General features: G+C 68.2%; 15 protein-coding genes. 10 read left to right on the top strand and 5 right to left on the bottom strand.

Annotated elements, in window-relative coordinates:
- Positions 1 to 29: 29 nt before the first annotated feature.
- Positions 30 to 1316: a glycosyl hydrolase family 28-related protein gene (locus tag M2421_RS04295; RefSeq protein WP_259203489.1), complete on the bottom strand. Its 1287-nt coding sequence runs from the start codon at positions 1314 to 1316 to the stop codon at positions 30 to 32.
- 411 nt (positions 1317 to 1727) lie between these two features.
- Between M2421_RS04295 and M2421_RS04290 the strand changes: the two genes are divergently transcribed.
- Together M2421_RS04290 and M2421_RS04285 are read left to right on the top strand one after the other, a co-directional pair.
- The gene (locus M2421_RS04290; RefSeq protein ID WP_259203487.1) at positions 1728 to 4055 is read left to right on the top strand and encodes a TonB-dependent receptor; all 2328 of its coding nucleotides are present in this window, start codon (positions 1728 to 1730) and stop codon (positions 4053 to 4055) included.
- A gap of 185 nt (positions 4056 to 4240) precedes the next feature.
- On the top strand, positions 4241 to 5374 hold the full coding sequence (locus M2421_RS04285; protein WP_259203486.1) for a hypothetical protein: 1134 nt from the start codon (positions 4241 to 4243) through the stop codon (positions 5372 to 5374).
- A 121-nt stretch (positions 5375 to 5495) separates the two neighbouring features.
- On the opposite strand, the gene rnd is transcribed toward M2421_RS04285, so the two are convergent.
- The gene (gene rnd, locus M2421_RS04280; protein ID WP_259203485.1) at positions 5496 to 6572 is read right to left on the bottom strand and encodes a ribonuclease D; all 1077 of its coding nucleotides are present in this window, start codon (positions 6570 to 6572) and stop codon (positions 5496 to 5498) included.
- Between the two features lie 149 nt (positions 6573 to 6721).
- On the opposite strand from rnd, the gene M2421_RS04275 reads away from it, so the two are divergent.
- Positions 6722 to 8602: a formylglycine-generating enzyme family protein gene (locus M2421_RS04275; protein WP_259203484.1), complete on the top strand. Its 1881-nt coding sequence runs from the start codon at positions 6722 to 6724 to the stop codon at positions 8600 to 8602.
- A gap of 95 nt (positions 8603 to 8697) precedes the next feature.
- A complete protein-coding gene (locus M2421_RS04270; protein ID WP_259203483.1) occupies positions 8698 to 9600 on the top strand; it encodes a M48 family metallopeptidase in 903 nt (300 codons plus the stop codon).
- Between the two features lie 19 nt (positions 9601 to 9619).
- On the opposite strand, the gene xseA is transcribed toward M2421_RS04270, so the two are convergent.
- On the bottom strand, positions 9620 to 10960 hold the full coding sequence (gene xseA / locus M2421_RS04265) for an exodeoxyribonuclease VII large subunit (protein ID WP_259203480.1): 1341 nt from the start codon (positions 10958 to 10960) through the stop codon (positions 9620 to 9622).
- A gap of 45 nt (positions 10961 to 11005) precedes the next feature.
- On the bottom strand, positions 11006 to 12094 hold the full coding sequence (gene queG, locus M2421_RS04260) for a tRNA epoxyqueuosine(34) reductase QueG (RefSeq protein ID WP_259203478.1): 1089 nt from the start codon (positions 12092 to 12094) through the stop codon (positions 11006 to 11008).
- Positions 12095 to 12117: 23 nt separating this feature from the next.
- Here queG and M2421_RS04255 point away from each other — a divergent pair, with 23 nt between their 5' ends.
- The 6 genes from M2421_RS04255 (at position 12118) to M2421_RS04230 (ending at position 19673) form a co-directional block, all read left to right on the top strand.
- The gene (locus M2421_RS04255) at positions 12118 to 13605 is read left to right on the top strand and encodes an NAD(P)H-hydrate dehydratase (RefSeq protein WP_259203476.1); all 1488 of its coding nucleotides are present in this window, start codon (positions 12118 to 12120) and stop codon (positions 13603 to 13605) included.
- Positions 13602 to 14084, top strand: a complete 483-nt coding sequence (gene tsaE / locus M2421_RS04250; protein ID WP_259203475.1) for a tRNA (adenosine(37)-N6)-threonylcarbamoyltransferase complex ATPase subunit type 1 TsaE — start codon at positions 13602 to 13604, stop codon at positions 14082 to 14084. Before M2421_RS04255 ends, tsaE begins: the two co-directional genes overlap by 4 nt.
- An 88-nt stretch (positions 14085 to 14172) precedes the next feature.
- Positions 14173 to 15759 carry an N-acetylmuramoyl-L-alanine amidase gene (locus M2421_RS04245; RefSeq protein WP_259203474.1) on the top strand — a complete coding sequence of 529 codons (1587 nt, stop codon included), beginning with the start codon at positions 14173 to 14175 and terminating at the stop codon, positions 15757 to 15759.
- 144 nt (positions 15760 to 15903) lie between these two features.
- The gene (gene mutL / locus M2421_RS04240; RefSeq protein ID WP_259203473.1) at positions 15904 to 17772 is read left to right on the top strand and encodes a DNA mismatch repair endonuclease MutL; all 1869 of its coding nucleotides are present in this window, start codon (positions 15904 to 15906) and stop codon (positions 17770 to 17772) included.
- Between the two features lie 17 nt (positions 17773 to 17789).
- Positions 17790 to 18719 (top strand): DUF1684 domain-containing protein, encoded by a 930-nt coding sequence (locus M2421_RS04235; RefSeq protein ID WP_259203472.1) that lies wholly within the window; start codon positions 17790 to 17792, stop codon positions 18717 to 18719.
- Positions 18720 to 18722: 3 nt separating this feature from the next.
- On the top strand, positions 18723 to 19673 hold the full coding sequence (locus tag M2421_RS04230; protein ID WP_259203471.1) for a TraB/GumN family protein: 951 nt from the start codon (positions 18723 to 18725) through the stop codon (positions 19671 to 19673).
- Between the two features lie 75 nt (positions 19674 to 19748).
- On the opposite strand, the gene phaR is transcribed toward M2421_RS04230, so the two are convergent.
- Positions 19749 to 20270 carry a polyhydroxyalkanoate synthesis repressor PhaR gene (gene phaR, locus M2421_RS04225; RefSeq protein ID WP_259203470.1) on the bottom strand — a complete coding sequence of 174 codons (522 nt, stop codon included), beginning with the start codon at positions 20268 to 20270 and terminating at the stop codon, positions 19749 to 19751.
- Between the last annotated feature and the right edge of the window lie 344 nt (positions 20271 to 20614).

Below are 20614 nucleotides of genomic sequence, written 5' to 3'. Positions count from 1 at the left end.
TTTTGGCGGGAGGGTATTGGGTGCGGGGGTTACCAGCCAGTATTCATGCTTTCGCTAAGTCCAGCGCCCACATTTGGTGCTTTCCAAAAGATATTTCCAATGGACACTCCAAATCGCCCGTCACCCCAAAAGAAAGACTCCTCCCCGCTTTTTCTGCAGCTATTTGAAGAGATGCTGGCGCGTTGAACATTGTTCATGAATATCGCGGTATTCAGGGCGTTATTGAAAATGTTGTTGCTGACGGTGATGTCGTGAATCATTCCCGGGAAGGCCGACGCGACTGAAAGTTGAAACTCGCCTCCCTCGAACGTATTGCCTAGTATGGTTACGGAATTTGAATTGTCGTTAATTGACATAATTATTCCGCCAGTCTTGCATGACAGCCAATTTCCAATGCACTTCACGTAGGAGCTATTGTTTCTTATTACGACAGATGACGTCTTTACTTGATCAATTACATTGTTCGATATAATTATCTCAAGCCCTTTGTCTACGAATACTCCAATGCCTGCGCCGCCTGAGCACAGGATGGTATTGTTTGTGATGCGGACGCCTTCAGGCTGTGCATCTGTCGCGCCTAGATACACCCCTCCGCAGCCTAGCATGTAGTTTCCATCTACGAACGAGTTTATTCCGTTATTGCGGCTGCAAACCGCGTATCCCCCGAGTGTATTGAAAAAGCAGTCACGAATTTGATAGCCCTCTCCACCTACGCAGTGAAAGCCGTGTGACAGGAATAGAGAGAAAGATACTCTATTTATGTGAATCGTTGCGTCATCCGGTCGACTCGGTGGCGGGTATGCATATTCCACTCCATTTTGCGCGCGATTCGCTCCGTCAAGCCCAATGTCTTGAAGTAAAATCCCTCCGCCTAGTGCATAAACAAGTGCGACATTGTCCGGGTACCCACTGCCTGCCTGGATGACGCAATTCGGACCAGAACCGGTAATTAATATGCTTGCGGTAGATTCAATTCGACTTTGGATGAATATCGGAAATCCAATAACATAGGTTCCGGGAGGAAATACGATGTGGCCACCTCGACTTCCGGCGCTGTCGATAGCTCTCTGGATGGCAGCTTGATCATCAGTGACGCCATCTCCTCGCGCACCGAAGTCCTGAACGTTGATGAAAATCGCAGCCCCTTCGCTGCTCGGAGAAACAGTTCTTGTGTCCGTCAGGTCATTGCTCTGTGCGCCCCCTCCCATTGCACTGCTGGTCTGCGTGGCGAGCAATGCCGCGCCGATACTACCTATTCCGAAGATCGATGAGAATTTGCGGCGACTTGAGTTTAGCGTATCGGCTGAATCGAGCACTGGCTTAGCTCCTGGGTGATGTATTGCAGACTCTGACTATGATGCGGCTTTTTTTCGCATAAATCTGTGCTGAAATACGTATCTTTGGAGCAGGCGGTTCGGCTGCTTGAACGGAGTCGCCGCCGACTGCCTGTAAAGTGTGATTGAGGGCGCATTCATCAGTGCATTGAAGAGGAGTAGAGGGCTGGCTCTTTCAGCTTGCGCTCCGAGCGGGCATAATCCGCGCCAGAATCCCGGCGGCTCAGCCAGCAGACCAGGGGAGGGGGATGGACGGCCGTCCCCCGCATCGCCCTGCAACCAGCCTGCAACATCCACGCAATACCGTGCCCCATCGCTGCCCGCGCAGCGGTGTCGATGTTGTTCATCCGCGTGCGCCGCACGCCACCCAGATCCGTACCCCCGAGACCCTGCATGCCTGCCTATCGCACCACCCCCGCGTCGATGTCGTCCCGCCGTTCCACCGCGCTGCCGCGCCGCCATGCACTGGCGCTGGCCTGTGCCACCACCGCGCTGTTCGGCCTGGCCGGCACCGCGATGGCGCAGGACGCCACGCCGACCTCGCTGGATGCCATCACCGTCAACGCCGACCACCGCGAGCGCAACCTGCAGGAAGTGCCGGTCTCGGTCGGCGTGGTCCAGGGCGAGAAGATCCGCGATTACACCGCCGGCGGCGACGACACCCTGCTGGCGCTGTCGGGCAAGGTGCCCAGCTTCTACGCCGAGACCACCACCGGGCGCATCTTCCCGCGCTTCTACATCCGTGGCCTGGGCAACATCGACTTCTACCTGGGTGCCTCGCAGCCGGTCTCGATCATCCAGGACGACGTGGTCCTCGAGCACGTGGTGCTGAAGTCCAACCCGGTCTACGACGTGGACCAGATCGAAGTGCTGCGCGGCCCGCAGGGCACGCTGTTCGGCCGCAATACCACCGCCGGCATCGTCAAGTTCGACACCATCAAGCCGAGCCAGGACGCCAGCGGCCGCGTGCAGGCCAGCTATGGCAGCTACGGCAGCGTGGCCATCGACGGCGGCGTGGGCGGTGCGATCAATGACATCGCCTCGTTCCGCGTGTCGGCGCTGTACCAGCACCGCGATGATTACGTGGACAACACCTACACCGGGCCCAGCGCCGATGGCACGGTCGCGCCGCGCAAGAACGCCATGGGCGGCTTCGACGACCGCAACGTGCGCGCCCAGCTGCTGCTGCAGCCCAGCGACAATTTCTCGCTGCTGGCCTCGGCGCATGCGCGTGACTATGACGGCACCTCCACCCTGTTCCTGCGTGGCGCGGTGACCAAGGGCTCCAACAAGACCGACGTGGCGCGCGACCGCGTGGCTTACGACGAGGCGGACAACAACCCGCAGTCCTACAAGACCTACGGCGGTTCGGTGAAGGCGGTCTACGATTTCGGCAATGTCTCGCTGACCTCGATCACCGCCTACGAGACCACCTCCGGTTACAGCCGCGGCGATACCGACGGCGGCGCCGCGGCCAACTTCCCGGTCAACGGCGTGGCCAACGGCTACGGCCAGTCGATGGGCCAGATCCGCGACCTGGACCAGTGGACCCAGGAAATCCGCCTGGCCAATGGCGACGACAACCGCCTCAAGTGGCAGGTCGGCGCGTTCTACTTCGACGGCCGCGACACCACCGATTTCTACCAGCGCGCCTGGTTCCTGCAGGGCAATGCACGCAACCCGAACAACTGGGTGCGCCTGCGCAACGTCAACACCTCCTGGGCCGGGTTCGGCCAGGTCAGCTATGACGTGACCGACAAGTTCACCCTGACCGCCGGCCTGCGCCAGACCCGCGACGAGAAGCACACCCGCCTGCTCAAGACCGCCGATACCGCCGCCGGCGTGGTGACCTACAAGGGTCGCACCGACGTGGAAATGGCCGACACCACCCCGAGCTGGGACGTGAGCGCGATGTACGCGTTCAACCCGCAGTTCAGCGTGTATGCGCGCGTGGCCCGTGGCTTCCGCGGCCCGACCATCCAGGGTCGCTCGGCGGTGTTCAATGCCGACTTCACCACCGCCGATTCGGAAACCATCCTGTCCTGGGAAGCAGGCATCAAGAGCAGCCTGTGGGACAACCGCCTGCGCGTGAATGCCGCTGCCTTCACCTACGTGGTCAACGACATCCAGCTCAACGGCAACGATTCGGATGGCAACGGCGTGCTGTTCAACGCCGACAAGGCCAAGGCCTACGGCCTGGAAGCGGACATGGAACTGCGCCCGATCCCGAACCTGAGCCTGAGCGCCGGCGTCAGCCTGCTGCACAGCGAAATCCAGGACGACCGCGTCTATGCCCAGGTCTGCGCGCTGAACGGCGCGGTGGTGTGCACGGTGAACGACCCGACCATCAAGGTCGGTGCCAACACCTTCGCCCAGATCAACGGCAACCCGTTGCCGAACGCGCCGAAGTACAACATCAACCTGGCCGCGCGTTACGACGTGCCGGTCAACGACAGCGATGTGTTCTTCGTCTCCACCGACTGGAACAAGCAGGGCTATACCAGCTTCGTGCTGTACGACTCGGCCGAGTTCAACTCCAAGGGCAGTTTCGAAGGCGGCCTGAAGCTGGGTTATTCCGGCAACTACGGTGCGTGGGAAGTGGCGCTGTTCGCGCGCAACATCACCAACGAAAAGAACCTCAAGGGCGTGATCGAAAACTACATGGCCGCGGTCTACAACGAACCGCGCACCGTGGGTGTCTCGCTGAACATGAACTGGTAAGCGGCACGTGCCGGCACCGCGATGACGCGGTGCCGGTAGCCGTGCGATGTATCGCCCACAACGCCCTGCACCCGCAGGGCGTTGTCGTTTGCAGGCATCGGCGTTGGCACACCTGCGTGCTATCGTCCGCAGCCGCAGCCGGCGCCTGCGATGTCCAGGTGCCTGGCGTTGAACGGAGCCCGACCATGCTCAAAGAACTGTATGCCCGCTACCGGGACCCGTCCGCCGCCATCGACCTGCTGGCCCGATGCCGGGCGCAGGTGGTGCGCTGGCGCTGGGCGAACGAATCGATGGGGTCGCAGACGCCCTTCTCGCAGGAACACCATGGTGGCCCGGCAACGCGCTGGATCGCCGATGCAAAGGCCAAACCGCAGGTGCACGTGCAGCACGGCCTGGACGCGCACGACCGGGTACTGATCGAGTGCTGGCCCAACGGTCACACCATGGCATGGCTGCACGCACCCGGGGTGCGCCACGGCCTGGGGTTCGATGCCGATGGCGACATCAACGCAGCGTGGGCGCACCGTGAGCAGGACGGGCGCCTGCTCGCGCTGGATCTCGTCGATGCGGCGCGCGGCTTCAACCAGACCTACCACTGGCAGGGCGGGCAGCTGCAGCGCGTGGTGATCGAAAACTGGTCGTCGGACCAGCCCACCTGGTGGTGCCAGAACCTCTATGCCTACGACGATGCCGGCCAGCTCGATACGATCGTGCTGGAATACCTGGAGGCCGATGGCAGCCCCAGCGGACAGCGGCGCCTGGAGTACCAGCGCCCACGCCCGGGTGAAACCCTGGCAACGCTGGGTGCCGAGGTCGAGCGGCTGCTGATCGAGGCGATCGCGGTGCAACTGCCGCGCATTCCACGCACCGAACCCCTGTATTGCCTGTTGCTGTGCTTCACCGACGAAGACCCCACCGCCGCATGGCCGCCATTCCTGGTCTGGGGCCGGCAGTCGTATCGAGATGCGGTACTGGCGCGGGGCGAAGACGTCCGCTACTACCTGTGGGCGCCCGACGAGATCCGCCATGCACAGGGCGACGCCGACGAACACTGGTTCGATCTCCCCGCGCTGACCGAGGCATGCCAGCGCCACGGCCAGTACATGGCGCTGCGCCAGAGCCCGGTGTCGGCCAGGCGTGTGCTGAAGCAGGTGGCCGCGTGGCTGGACGCGCCCGAACGCCGTGCGCTGTTGCACACCACCGAGGATTTCGTGGTGGCCGTGGCCGACAACAGCGGCAACCTTGATCCGCTACCCGGGATGCGCCGTGCGATCGGGCCCGAGCGCTGGGCACGGCTGAAATCACGCGGCTACGTGTGAGGTGCGCGAGGCCGCACGCCCGGGTGCAGCCCGGATGGGCTGCCGGGCGGTGCGGTGTGCATCCGCGCATGGGAGGACGGGGCCAGCAGTCTGCGCTCGCCCCGGGGGCCGATCCGCCGGCTCAGGCCGGCAGCAGCGGGGCCAGCACCGGTTCGAGCTGTTCCCGGCGCCATCCCGCCAGTGCCGGCGGCCACTGGCCACTTTCCAGGTAGCTTTCCAGGTGCTTGCGCGAGGCCAGCACGCCGTCGGGCAGGCCGAGTTCGGCGGTACGCGCGCTGACCGCATCCTGCAGCCGCTTCAGCGCCTGCTTGTTGCTGTCGTTGGCCGGTAGCGCCAGCGGTGCGTCGGCCTCGTCGTCCAGCGGCGTGTCCAGCGCCTGCCAGACCTGGCTGGCCAGTTTGCGCGGCGCCTTGGGGAAGCTCTCCATCAGCTTTTCCAGTGCCGGGACATCGGCCGGCGGCGTGCGGGCGAGCACCGCCGCCAGTTCGTTGTCCAGGATCCAGCTGCGCGGCTTGTCGCTGGCGCGCGCCTGCACGTCGCGCCAGCGCAGCAGCCGCAGCAGGCGGTGTTGCGCGGGGGCGTCCATGAACTGCGCCGAGCGCATCGCCACGTGCGGCCAGCGGTCTTCGTCATGCTCGACGCTGGCAAGCAGGCGTTCGGCATCGTCGTGCAGCCATTGCCGGCGATCGAGTTCGCCGAGCTTGGCGTCGATCGCATCGTGGATGGCGAACAGGTACTCGACGTCGTCGGCGGCGTAGTCCAGCTGCGCGTCGGACAACGGTCGGCGCATCCAGTCCGAGCGCGTCTCGCCCTTGGCCAGGGTGACGCCGGTGACTGCGTTGACCAGCTTCTGGTAGCCCATGCCGCCGCCGATGCCGGCCAGGGCCGCGCCGATCTGGGTATCGAACAGCGGCCGCGGCAGCACGCCGCAGGCGACCTTGAAGGTCACCAGGTCTTCGCTGGCGCTGTGCATGATCTTCAGGATGGCGGTGTCGGCCAGCCACGGGGCCAGTGCCTCGTTCATGCCGGGGATCAGCGGGTCGATCAGCAGGATCTCATCGCCGACGGCCATCTGCACCAGGGCCAGCTGCGGCCAGTAGGTGCGTTCGCGGATGAATTCGGTGTCCAGCCCGATGCGGGTGGGGCGCTGGCGGTAGCGCTCGTCCAGCTCCGCCGGGGTTTTGATCCAATAAGCCACGTGGGTTCCGTCTACTGCAGGGGGTGCACAGGGTACGCAGGATAACGCGCCGTGCCGGGCGCGCGCGCCGGTATCATGAACCGGTCGTCGTGCGGCTTGCCTGGCCCGTCCCGGTTCGGCCATGCTCGACCCTGGTTGCAAGGAACCCGATGTTGCGCACTTCCGCTCCCTTCCTGCCGTTGCTGGCAGCGCTGCTGCTCGCGCTGGCGGCGTGTTCGGCCGACGCGCCCGCGCCGGCCGCCGCCCCGACGGCGCCCCGGGCGGCCGCGCGCACCGCGGCGGCGGCCGTTCCGCCCGCCGCGCAGGTGACCATCGGCGGAGAGGACGCAGCCGAAACCGTGGCGCGCTGGCAGCCGCCGGCGGTGCAGATCGCCGACGATGCGGTGGCCGCCGCGCGGCGCAAGGCGGCACAGGCGTTCGAACAGGACCGGCTGTACGCCGACGAAGAGGCGGCGATTCCGATCTGGCTGGCGTTGCTGCAGCGCGACGGCAAGGACCGCCAGGCGCTGGCCGGACTCAAGCAGGCACGCCTGCGCCTTCTGGAAGAGGCCGGTGCGCTGCTGTCGCGGCCCTTGAAGCAGCGCGAAGCGCTGGCGCAGGCGAGTGACATGGCGCTGGTGCTGCTGGCGATCGCGCCCGAGGATGCGCGCGTGCGCCAACTGCAGTCGCGCGTGGAGATCGCCCAGCGCGTGATCGCCTACAACCGCGCCGGCGAAGACGACCTGCGCGCCGGCCGGGTGGGTGAGGATGGCGATGGCGCGATCCCCAATTTCCGCGAAGCGCTGCGCTTGAACCCGGATGACGTGCGCGCGCGGCAGGGGCTGGCCGCCGCCGAGAGCGCGTTGATCGGCCGGGCCGAAACGGCCGCGCGCGCCGGGGATTTCGCCACTGCCGGTACCTGGCTGGCCGAGGCGGCGAAGGTGCGCGACTCGTCCATCACCATCGCCGATGCGTTCGAACGCGTTGAACGCATCCGGGCCGATACGCTGACCCGGCTGCGCGACGAGGGCCTGCGCGACCTGACCACGCCGCAGGGGCTGAAGCCGGCGCGCGAGAAGCTCGAAGATGCGCTGCGCATTGCCTTGCCGGGCGATCCGGTGGTGGCGCAGTTGCGCGAGCGCATCGAGCTGGTGACCCACTACGGCAGCTTCCGGCCGCGCCAGGTGTTCAGCGATGCGCTGCGCGATGGCGGCCGCGGGCCGCAGATGATCGTGGTGCCGCACGGTGGCTTCCAGATGGGCGCCGGCGACAACGAGCGCGGCGCTACCGATGCCGAAAAGCCTTCGCATTACGTGCGCTTCGAGCGTGGCTTCGCGATGTCGATCACCGAGGTCACCGTGGCCGATTTCCGACGCTACGTGCTGGCCAGCAACGCACGCCCGCGCGCGACCCGGCGCGGGCACTCGATCGTCTACGACGAACGCAGCGGCAACTTCGTGCGCCACAGCGGGGTGGACTGGCGGTCGGATTACAACGGCGCGCCGGCGATCGCCAATTCGCCGGTCATGCACGTGAGCGTGCGCGATGCCGAGAACTACGCGACCTGGCTGTCCGAGCAGACCGGGCGTTCCTACCGCCTGCCCAGCGAGGCCGAGTTCGAGTATGTGGTGCGCGCCGGCAGCAGCGGCCGTTACCCCTGGGGCGATGCCGGCACGCCGCCGGCCGGGGCGGGCAACTTCACCGGTGCCGAGGACGTCTCCCCGACCGGGCGACGCTGGTACAACGCCTTCGTCGGCTATGGGGATGGCTGGTGGGGGCCGGCGCCGGTCGGCAGCTTCGAGGCCAACGCCTGGGGGGTGCACGATGTGGCCGGCAATCTCAGCGAATGGGTAGCCGATTGCTGGCACGCCAGTTACCGGCGTGCGCCGGCCGATGGTGCGGCCTGGTTCAACCCGGGCTGCCGGCAGCGGGTGATCCGTGGCGGCAACTGGGCCAATGCGCCGGACCAGACCCGGGCGGCGTGGCGGCAATCGCAGGACTCGGATACCACCAGCGCCCGGATCGGCTTCCGCCTGGTCCGCGGTATCTGAGTCGTGCCGGGCGGCACTCACGTCGCGTCCCGCCGCAGCCACTACCATGACGCCGTGCCGGCCAGCGTGCGCCGGTCCCGCCAGGAATCTGCAACATGCGCAACGATCCATTCGGTGGTCAACAACAGGGCCGGGCCCGGCGCCCGGGTATGTTCGGCAACATCCGCTGGTGGGTGCTGCTGGCCTTTGCCGGGTATGCGGCGTTCTACTGGTTCTCCAACCGGGCGGTCGACCCGTACACCGGGGAGAGCGTGCTGATCGACAGTTCGCTCGATGCCAGCGAGGAAAAGGCGCTGGGCCTGCAGGCCTACCAGGAGATCCTGGCCCAGGAGCGGCCGCTGGACCCCAACGCGCAGGTCTCGCGCGACGTGCGCGCGATCGCGCAGCGGCTGATCAGCAAGGTGGACGTGGTGGAGACCGCGCTGGCCGAGGAGCATGGGCTGAAGCCGGCGCACTTTTCGCGCGACTTCGAGTGGGAAGTGAATGTCATCCAGTCCGACCAGGCCAATGCGTTCTGCCTGCCCGGCGGCAAGATGGCCGTCTATACCGGGTTGATCCCGGTGGCGCGCACGGTCGATGCGATGGCGGTGGTGATGGGCCATGAAATCGCGCACGCGCTGCTGCGGCACGGTGCCCAGCGCATGGCCCAGCAGAAGCTGACCCAGATCGGGCAGATGGCCGGCGCGGCCAGCGGCATGGACCCGCAGCAGCAACAGATGGTGATGTCGGCGATGGGCTATGGCTACCTGTTGCCGTATGCGCGCAGCCACGAAACCCAGGCCGATGAGGTCGGGCTGATGCTGGCCGCCGCGGCGTGTTTCGATCCGCGCGAGGCGATCCCGCTGTGGGAGCGCATGGGCCAGAGCAGCGGGGGGCAAGCCCCGCCGGAATTCTCTTCCACCCATCCCAACCCCGGCACCCGCATCCAGAACCTGCAGGCGCTGATGCCCAAGGCGATGGAATACCGGCAGAAATACTGCGAAGGCGCGCGCCAGTGATCCTGGCCGGCGTTCGTGGTCAGCGCGCCGGTTCCTTGACCACGACGTCGATCACCCCGTCCTGCACGCGTGCCTTCAGCGCGTCGCCGGGGCGCACCTGCAACGGTGACCGCACCAGGCTGCCATCGTCCTCGCGGGTAAGGATGCTGTAACCGCGCGCCACGGTGGCCAACGGGCTGACCGCTTCCATCGAACGGGCCAGGCCGCGCAGGCGCAATTGGTCGCGCTGAAGCTGGCGGTCGATCGCCGCCGCGGCGCGCGGCTGCAGGCGCTGCAGGCGCTCGCGCAGGGCGTCCAGGCGACGCTGCGGATGCCCGTTGCGCAGCACCACGGCGGCATGCCGCAGCTGCGCCTGGCGGCGTTCCTGTTGCTGCCGCCACACGCTGGCCAAGCGCCGCGCCAGGTCCTGCTGGCGGCGTTGCAGCAGTTGCAGGCGCGCCTGCGGGCCTTGTGCGTTCAAGCGCAGCAACGCCCGGTCGGCGCGCTGCATCGCCTGGCCCAGGCCATGCCGTTGCAGCTGCACCATCCGCGCCGCCAACCGGCGCACGTGCAGCTGCAGGTCGCGCTTGTCGGGCACCAGCAGCTCGGCGGCCACCGACGGGGTAGGCGCGCGCAGGTCGGCGGCGAAGTCGGCCAGGCTGAAGTCGGTTTCGTGGCCCACCGCCGACACCACCGGGGTCTGGCTGGCGGCGATGGCGCGGGCGAGGTGCTCATCGTTGAAGGCCCACAGGTCTTCCAGCGAGCCACCGCCGCGGGTCAGCAGGATCACGTCGTAGCGCCCGCTGGCATCGGCAGCCCGCAGCAGCGCGGTGATCTGCGCGGCGGCGTTGTCGCCCTGCACCAGGCTCGGCAGCAGGTCCACCTCGAGCAGCGGGAAGCGGCGCGCCAGCACGCTGAGCACGTCGCGCACGGCCGCGCCGGTGGGCGAGGTGATGACGGCCAGGCGGCGTACGTGGGTGGGCAGCGCGCGCTTGCGCTCGGCCGCGAACAGGCCCTCTGCCTCCAGCCGCGCCTTGAGCTGCTCATAGGCGCGGCGCAGCGCGCCTTCGCCGGCTTCCTCCATGTGGTCCAGCACCAGCTGGTACTCGCCACGCGCTTCGTACAGGGTCAGGCGGCCACGCGCGAGTACGCGCATGCCGTCGCGCGGGACGAACTTCAGCCACTGGCTCTTGGGCTTGAACAGCGCCGCGCGGATCTGCGCGCGCGCGTCCTTCAGGGTGAAATACATGTGGCCCGACGCGGGGCGGGTGACGCTGCCCAGTTCGGCCTCCACCCAGATCAGCGGGAAGGCGCCTTCCAGCAGGTCGCGGGCCAGGATGTTGAGCTGGCTGGGCGTGAGGATCTGCGCGCTGCGGTCCATGGGCGGGTCAAACGGTACGAACGGGCGCCCATGGTCGCATACGCGTCACGGCCGCGGGTCGCGCGCGGCGTGTTGCTGCAGCGCCCACTGCACATGTTCGCGCACGATCGGCGAGGCGTGCTCGCGGCGCGCGTGCAGCGCGGCCAGGGTGTCGGCGTGGGTGGGGGCATTGCCCAGCGCCACGGCGATGTTGCGCAACCAGCGCTCGTGCCCGCTGCGCCGGATCGGGCTGCCTTCGGTGCGGCGCAGGAATTCGTCTTCCTCCCACGCGAACAGCTGCGCCAGCGACGCGGTGTCCAGGTCGTTGCGTGCACGGAAATCCGGCTCGTCGGTACGCCGGGCGAACTTGTTCCAAGGGCACACCAGCTGGCAGTCGTCGCAGCCGTAGATGCGGTTGCCCATCAACGGTCGCATCGCTTCGGGGATCGGGCCATCGTGCTCGATGGTCAGGTAGGAGATGCAGCGCCGCGCATCCAGCCGCTGCGGCGCGATGATGGCCTGGGTCGGGCAGACGTCGATGCAGCGCGTGCAGGTGCCGCAGTGCGCCGTGGCCGGGGTGTCCACCGGCAGCGGCAGGTCGATGTAGATCTCGCCCAGGAAGAACCACGAGCCGCCCTGGCGGTCGATCAGGCAAGTGTGCTTGCCGATCCACCCGAGCCCGGCATTGCGGGCCAGCGCGCGCTCCAGCACCGGCGCCGAATCGACGAAGACGCGGTAGCCGAAGGCGCCGATCTCCGCGGCGATCGCATCGGCGAACTTCTGCAGGCGGTTGCGCATCAGCTTGTGGTAATCGCGGCCCAGCGCATAGCGCGCCACGTAGGCACGGTCGCCATCGTGCAGCGTGTCCCAGGCCTGGGCATCGTCCTTGTGGCCGTAGTCCATGCCCACCGAGATCACCCGCACCGTGCCAGGCAGCAGTTCGGCCGGGCGCGCGCGCATCGTGCCGTGCCGCGCCATCCACTCCATCGTGCCGTACAGGCCCTTGCCCAGCCAATCGGCCAGGTGCGCTTCGTCCTCGCCCAGGTCGATGCCGGACACGCCGCAGCGCTGGAAGCCGTGCACGCGCGCGATCTCGCGCACGCGCTGGGCGGCGCGGGCCAGGTCGACGGGGGCGGGGAGCGGAACAGCAGACATGGCGACAAGTATAGAATCCCGGCATGCCTGAGCTTGCTGAACTGTTCGATGTAGCCGCCGCGCGCCGGATCGACGCGCAGGCCAGCGCACGGCTGGGCGACGGCGGGGCGAGCCTGATGGAGCAGGCCGGCCAGGCTGCCTGGCAGTGCCTGCTGGAACGCTGGCCGCAGGCCCGGCGCATCTGCGTGGTGGCCGGGCCCGGCAACAATGGCGGCGACGGCTACGTGCTGGCCCGGCTGGCGCGCCAGGCCGGGCGTCATGTGCAGGTGCTGCGGCTGGCCGGCGACGGCGCCGCCACCCCGCTGGCGCAGGCCGCGCTGCAGGCGTGGCGGGATGCCGGCGGCGAAGAGGCGTGCTTCAGCGGCGCGCTGCCGGCAGCCGATGTCGTCGTCGACGCGCTCTACGGACTGGGCCTGAACCGCGCGCCGGCAGGGGATGCGCAGGCGCTGATCGAGACGATCAACGCCGCTGCGCTGCCGGTGCTGTCGCTGGACGTGCCCAGCGGCGTCGCTGCAGGCACCGGCGCGGTGCCCGGCGTGGCCATCCGCGCCCACCTCACCCTGCAGTTCATCGTGAGGCACCGCGGCCTGTACACCGGCGATGCGCTCGAGTACGTGGGCGAGCGCCGGCTGGCGCCGCTGCAGGTGCCCGATGCCGCGCTGACCGAGGTGCCGCCTGCAGCCAGTGTCTGGGCGCAGGCGCGCCTGGCGGCGTTGCTGCCGGCGCGGCGCGCCAATACGCACAAGGGCGAATCCGGGCATGTGCTGTGCGTGGGGGGCAACCAGGGTAGTGGCGGTGCGGTGATGCTGGCCAGCGAAGCGGCCTTGCGTGCCGGCGCGGGGCTGGTCAGCGTGGCCACCCAGGCCGCCCACGCGGCGCCGTTGCTGGCGCGACTGCCCGAGGCCATGGTGCACGCGGTCGAAAACGCCGGCGACCTGCAGGCGCTGTTTCCGCGCGCCAAGGTGATCGCCATCGGCCCCGGCCTCGGCCAGGACGACTGGGCGCATGAACTGTGGCGGCAGGTGCTGGCCAGCGGCACGCCGCTGGTGATCGATGCCGATGCCCTGAACCTGCTGGCCGCCGCGCCGCAGGTGGTCCACGGCGCCATCCTCACCCCGCACCCGGGTGAGGCCTCACGACTGCTTGGCTGCAGCACGGCGCAGGTGCAGGCGGATCGTTTCGCCGCTGTGCACCAGCTGGCCGAGCGCTTCCACGCGGTGGTCGTGCTGAAGGGGGCCGGCACCCTGGTCGCCGCACCGGGCCAGCGCCCCCGAGTCATCGCGGCGGGCAACCCGGGCATGGCCGTGGGTGGCATGGGCGACCTGTTGACGGGCATCATCGCCGCCCTGCGTGCGCAGGGACTGGACGCCTTCGATGCGGCGAGCGCCGGCGCACTGGTGCATGCGCTGGCCGGCGACAGCGCCGCCGCCCAAGGCCAGCGTGGCCTGCTCCCCACCGACCTGCTGGTGCCGCTGCGCCGCCTGGTCAATCCGGAACCCGACATCGCATGATCACGTTTTTCCTGGCCCAGAGCGACGACACCGACCTGCTTGGGCAGTGGCTGGCCGCCACCCGTCCGCCGCAGGCGGTGATGCAGCTGCAGGGCGACCTCGGCGCGGGCAAGTCCACGCTGGCGCGTGCGCTGCTGCGCGCCCTCGGCGTGCAGGGCGCCATCCGCAGCCCGACCTACACGCTGGTGGAGCGGTACCCGTTGGACGACGGGCACGAGGCCTGGCACCTGGACCTGTACCGAATCGGCCAGGCCGAAGAGCTGGATTTCCTGGGCCTGGACGAGGGCAGCGCCTCGCTGTGGCTGGTCGAATGGCCCGAGCGCGGCGCGGGCGCATTGCCGCCGAGCGACCTGCACGTGGCGCTGGACATTGAAGGGCAGGGCCGTCGCGTCCGTCTCACTTCGACCAGCGACGCGGGTCGTGAATGGCTCGCCCGGCTGCCCCAAGGGGGCGACTTGCAGGCCCTTTCTGTCGGCTGACACTAGGAAACACCGGCAGGTTACGGATTATTAAGGGAAAAGGTGTTGCATTTCATTCAGCGCGGTGATTGAATCCTGACCCATGCCAATGGGGAAACCACTCACCGCCATCTGTGCCGCCGTCGGACTGTGTCTGGCGAGCGCCTTGGCGTGGGCGGGCGAAGTCCGCCAGGTGGGCCTGGAGACCGGTGCCACCGGCACCCGCGCCGAAATCGCGCTGTCCGGGAGTGGCGGTTACAAGACCTTGAGCCTGGCCGGCCCGAACCGCCTGGTGGTCGATTTCCCCGACTCCAGTGCCGTCCGCAATCTCAAGCTGCCCGCGCCCAAGGGCGTGGTCACCGCCGTGCGCACCGGCCAGCCGGTGCCCGGCACGTTCCGGGTGGTTTTCGACCTGGCCGAATCGGTCGCGCCGTTCCGCCCGCAGATGCTCAAGCAGGGCGACGAATCGCGCCTGGTGATCGAATGGCCGGGCGATGCGCCGGCCAGCGTGGCCCGCAGCGCGCCGTCAGCGCCGCCTGCCAGCGCGCCGCCCGCCAGCGTGCCGACGCCGACGTCGAGCGCGGCACCGGCCACCTCCACCGCGACCACCACGGCCGCCGATGCGGCGCAGGCGCGCAGCGATGCCGCCCGCGCCACCGCGCTGCTCACCGCCTCCGTGCGCCAGCAGGCCAGTGCCACGGCGGCCACGCCGGTGCCCAGCCCGGCGACGCCCGCGGCGACGGCCGCCAACGTCGCAGCGGCCGGCAACGCCAACGCCGCCAGCAACTCGGCCACCCCGGCCGCGATCCTCGCCGGGCAGGCCACCGCGGCCGTCGTGTCGGCGCCCACGCCCGCGCCGGTGGTGACCCCGCCGGCCGAGATCCCGCGCCCGGCCATGCCCAGCGATGCCTCACGCATCAAGATGCGCGCGGGCATGCGCCCGCTGGTGGTGGCGATCGATCCCGGTCATGGCGGCCAGGACCCCGGCGCCGTCGGCCCGACCGGCAAGCGCGAAAAGGACATCACCCTGGCCGTGGCCCGCGAACTGGCCCGTCAGGTCAATGCCACCCCGGGTCTGAAGGCCTACCTGACCCGCGACACCGACGTGTTCATTCCGCTGCCGATGCGCGCGCAGAAGGCGCGCGCGGCGAAGGCCGACATCTTCATCTCGATCCACGCCGATGCCGCCGAAAACCGCGCGGCGACCGGTTCGTCGGTGTATGTCCTGTCCACCAAGGGCGCCTCCTCGCAGCGCGCGCGCTGGTTGGCCGACAAGGAAAACGCCGCCGACCTGGTCGGTGGCGTGCGCCTGCAGCAGACCGAAGGGACCCTGGCCAGCGTGCTGCTGGACCTGGCCCAGAGCGGCTACATGAAGGCCTCTGAAGACGCCGCCGGCCACGTGCTGGGTGGCTTGAAGCGGATCGGCAAGAACCACAAGCCCAACATCGAGCGCGCCAACTTCGCGGTGCTGCGCACCTCGGACATGCCGGCGATGCTGGTGGAAACCGCCTTCATCTCCAATCCGGACGAAGAGCGCCGCCTGATCGACCCGGCGTACCAGCGCCAGATCGCCGGTGCGGTACTCGATGGCGTGCACACCTTCTTCAGCCGCCAGCCGCCGCCGGGCACGCTTTACGCCGCCCGCGCCGAAGCCGAGATCGACGCGGCCGGCACCGTGGCGGGCGGAAGCAAGTAATCCGCCCGTAGAGCCGACCAACGGTCGGCTCTACCGCGCTGCGGCCAGGCACGGGGCGGCGCTACGCTATCATCTACCGATGAAGTCCTGCCCCCACGTTCCCATCGCCTCCGCCCGTGCGTCCTCCGTCGTCCGGAGCCCTGCATGAGCATCCGCCAGCTGCCTGAAATCCTGATCAACCAGATCGCCGCCGGCGAAGTCGTCGAGCGGCCTGCGTCGGTGGTCAAGGAACTGGTGGAAAACGCACTGGATGCCGGCGCCACCCGGGTCGACATCGACCTGGAAGAGGGCGGCGTGCGCTTGATCCGCATTCGTGACGATGGCGGCGGGATCGCCCCGGAAGAGCTGCCGCTGGCGGTGTCGCGCCACGCCACCAGCAAGATCGCCAGCCTGGACGACCTCGAAGCCGTGGCCACGCTCGGTTTTCGTGGCGAAGCGTTGCCGTCGATCGCCTCGGTCAGCCGCTTCACCCTGTCCTCGCGCCGCGCCTGCGACGCGCACGGGTCGGCGCTGCAGATCGAGGGCGGCAAGCTGGGCGACGTCACCCCGCGCGCGCATGCGCCGGGCACCACCGTGGAAGTACGCGAGCTGTTCTACAACGTGCCGGCCCGACGCAAGTTCCTGCGTGCCGAGCGCACCGAACTGGGCCACATCGAGGAATGGCTGCGCTCGCTGGCATTGGCGCGCCCGGACGTGGAGCTGCGTGTCTCGCACAACGGCAAGCCGTCGCGTCGTTACAAGCCCGGCGACCTGTACTCGGATGCGCGCCTGGGTGAAACCCTCGGCGAGGATTTCGCCGCGCAGGCGTTGCGCGTGGATCACAGCGGCGCCGGCCTGCGCCTGCATGGCTGGATCGCGCAGCCGCATTACTCGCGCGCCAGCACCGACCAGCAATACCTGTACGTCAACGGGCGGTCGGTGCGCGACCGCAGCGTGGCCCACGCGGTGAAGATGGCGTACGGCGACGTGCTGTTCCATGGCCGGCAACCGGCCTACGTGCTGTTCCTGGAGCTGGACCCGACCCGGGTCGACGTCAACGTGCATCCGGCCAAGCACGAAGTGCGCTTCCGCGACTCGCGGCTGATCCACGATTTCGTTTACCGCACCCTGAAAGAAGCGCTGGCTGAGACCCGCGCCGGCATGACCCAGGCCGGGGTCGGGGCCGACGCGGGTGGGTTGCCGCCTGCGGCCTCGCCGGGCACGGGCTATGCCCCCTCGACAGGCGCTTACGCCCTGGCCGGCAACGGGGCGGGCGGCGGCTTCGGCGCGCAGTGGCGGCCGCAGCAATCGCCGTTGGGGCTGCAGGTGGCCGATGCGCCCTCGGCGTATGCCGCGCTGTATGCCGCGCCCGCCGGTGCCGGCGTGTCCGCCGGGTTGCCACCGATGCCAAGCGAGCACGGCCTGCCGGTCACCGCGGCCGACAGCGGCGTGCCGCCGCTGGGCTATGCGGTCGCGCAGCTGCACGGGATCTATATCCTGGCCGAGAACGCCGAAGGCCTGATCGTGGTCGACATGCATGCCGCGCATGAGCGGATCGGCTACGAACGCCTGAAGACCGCGCACGACGGCATGGGCCTGCATGCGCAGCCGCTGCTGGTGCCGATCACCCTGGCGGTCGGCGAACGCGACGCCGATACCGCCGAGCGCGAGGCTGACACGTTGGTGGCGTTGGGCTTCGAGATCACCCGCTCCGGCCCTGGCTCGCTGCATGTGCGCAGCATTCCGGCGCTGCTGGCCAATGCCGAGCCGGAGGGGCTGCTGCGCGACGTGCTCACCGACCTGCGCGAACACGGCCAGAGCCGGCGCATCGCCACGGCGCGCGACGAGCTGCTCTCGACCATGGCCTGCCATGGCGCGGTGCGGGCCAACCGGCGCTTGACCGTGCCGGAAATGAACGCGCTGCTGCGCGACATGGAAATCACCGAACGCTCGGGTCAGTGCAACCATGGCCGGCCGACCTGGGCTCGTTTTTCGCTGGCGGAGATCGACCGCTGGTTCCTGCGCGGACGTTGAAGGGGGAAAAAATGCGGATGTGGACGAGGGGACTCGGCGCGGCGATGCTGGCGCTGGGATTGGGCGCGTGTGGGGACACGCCGCCGGCACCGGTCGCGGTGGCCGCCGATCCGGCGTTTGCCGCCGAACAACAGCAGTGGCGCCTGCAGCGCTACCAGGAACTGCACGCCGCCGACGGCTGGACCAGCCTGGTCGGCCTGCATTGGCTGGAATACAAGGCCCATTACATCGGCAGCGGCCCGGGCAGCGGCATCCGCCTGGCGGTCGGGCCGGACAAGCTGGGCATGGTGTCGCGCCAGGGCGACAGCGTGTGGTTCACGCCTGAGCGTGGCGTCGCATTGAGCGTGGACGACGCGCCGGTCACCGGGCGCATCCGCTTTTTCAGCGATCGTGACGCCACGCCGACCCTGATCCGCTTCGATGGCGGCAAGGGCCAGTTGAGCCTGATCCATCGTGGCGAGCGCTATGCGCTGCGCGTCAAGCACGCCGACGCGCCCACGCGCGCCAGCTTTGCCGGACTGCAGTACTGGCCGGGCGGGCCATCGTGGCGGATCAGCGCGCGTTTCATCCCGCACGAGCCCGGCAAGACGATGCCGATCGTGGACATCACCGGGCTCACCACGCAGATGCCCAATGCGGGCACGCTGGAGTTCGAGCGCGATGGCCGCACCTGGCGGCTGGAAGCGCTTGGCGAGCCGGGCCGCGAGCTGTTTGTCATCTTCGCCGACCGTACCAGCGGCCATGGCAGCTACCCGGCCGGGCGTTACCTGGACCTGGCTGCGCCGGATGCCAATGGCCAGGTGCTGGTCGATTTCAACCACGCCTACAATCCGCCGTGTGCGTTCACCCCGTTTGCGACCTGTCCGTTGTCGCCGCCGGAAAACCGCCTGGACCTGCGCGTGGACGCAGGCGAGCAGGCCTATCACGCCCCTGAAGGAGAGGCTTGAACCATGTCGATGCTGTCACGTGTGTTGTCTTCGTTGTTGATCGCCGGTGGCCTGCTCGGGGCCATGGGTGCGGCGCAGGCGCGCGGTGATGCGCCGGCCGCCAAGCCCGGCCCGCCGGTGCCGCTGCTGTGGAAGGTGACCGGCCCCGGCGACAGCCGGTTGTACCTGCTGGGCTCGTTCCACATGCTGCGCGCGCAGGACTATCCGCTGGCGGCGGACGTCGACCAGGCGTTCGCCGCCTCCAGGCGCGTGGTGTTCGAGTTGTCGCCGCAGGACATGGAATCCCCGCAGTTGGCCCAGAAACTGGTGCAGGCGGCGGTGCGCACCGATGGCACCGAACTCAAGCGCGACCTCGACGCTGCCACCTGGACCAAACTGCAGGCCTATGCGGCCGACAACCAGCTGCCGCTGGCCCAGTTGCAGGGGATGAAGCCGTGGTTCGTCGGCCTCACCATCACCCTGGGCCAGTTCACCAAGATGGGGCTGGACCCCAACCTCGGCCTGGACCGGCACTTCATGGGTCGCGCGGCCGCCGCGGGCAAGCCGACCGCCGGCCTGGAAGACATCGACACGCAGGTCGGCGTGCTGGCCGGCATGTCGATGCAGGAGCAGCAGCAGATGGTGGCCGAGGCGCTGGACCAGGCCGAGAAGGCCGACGTCGAAGGCCGCCGCCTGCATGACGCGTGGCGCCGTGGCGACGACAAGCTGCTGTGGACCTCGATGGCCGCGGAGATGCGCGGCCAGTACCCGCTGCTGTACAAGCGGATCAACACCGATCGCAACGATGCCTGGGTGCCCAAGCTGCAGCAGTACCTGCAGCCCGGCCAGGGCGGCACGCTGGTGGTGGTGGGCGCGCTGCACCTGCTGGGCAATGACGGCGTGGTGGAAAAGCTGAAGTCCAAGGGCTTTGCGGTCGAGCGCATCTGCACCGGGTGCGCCAAGCCCAAGCGCTGACCGGCGCAGCGGGCGGATATGAAAAAGGCGCGGCCGGTGGGCTGCGCCTTTTTCGTTGCCGGTGACCGCAGTGACTCAGCGGCGGGTCTTGGTGCCTGGGCCGGGCGCCGGGGCATCCGGCTTGCCGGTGCCGGTGGAGGTGCCGCCCGGGCGGGGGCCGAAGCCGGTGCCCATGTTGCGCTGGAAGTCCTGCCAAAGCTCCAGGTTGCGCTCGGTCAGCTGGTTCATCATCGCCCACGGGGTCTGGCCGAGGAGGTTGCCCATCTGCTGGCGGAACTGCTGCTGCTGGTCCAGGAAGACCTGCATGCTGCGCTCCAGGTAGTTGCCCATGAAGCCCTGCAGCGAATCGCCGTAGAAGCGGATCAACTGGCTCAGCAACTGGGTGGACAGCATCGGTTCGCCGTCCTGTTCCTGGTCGGCGATGATCTGCAGCAGCACCGACCGGGTCAGGTCGTCGCCGCTCTTGGCGTCGCGGACTTCGAAGTCTTCGCCGTCGAGAATGAGCTGGCGCACGTCCTCGATGGTGATGTAACTGGAAATCTCGGTGTCGTAGAGCCGGCGGTTCGGGTATTTCTTGATAATGCGGTTCGCAGCCATGAAACGGTCACTCAGCACACAGTAGGCGCGCAGCATGGCGCAGTGCAGCAGCACATGCAACCGCCGAAAGGCCCATGCGGCGGGGTATCGCGGCCGATTCGTGTTGCGCAGCATGGATCTGCGCGGGGTGCAGCATTTTCCGGTTCCATGGCGGGGCTGTAGCCGGATGGGCCTGCAAACGTTTTCTCGAACATCGCCCGTAGCGTATTGCCCGCGCGGATTCCATAGAGCCGACCGTTGGTCGGCTGCTCTATGCGCTGCTGCAAGGCAGCCGACCAACGGTCGGCTCTACGTTGCCTGAAGGCAGCCGACCAACGGTTGGCTCTGCGTTGTCGGGAAGGCAG

The organism is Stenotrophomonas sp. BIGb0135, from assembly GCF_024810105.1.
Taxonomy (GTDB): domain Bacteria; phylum Pseudomonadota; class Gammaproteobacteria; order Xanthomonadales; family Xanthomonadaceae; genus Stenotrophomonas; species Stenotrophomonas maltophilia_AB.
Note: the sequence above shows the minus strand (reverse complement) of the source record. Positions and strands in the feature narration are given on the sequence as shown.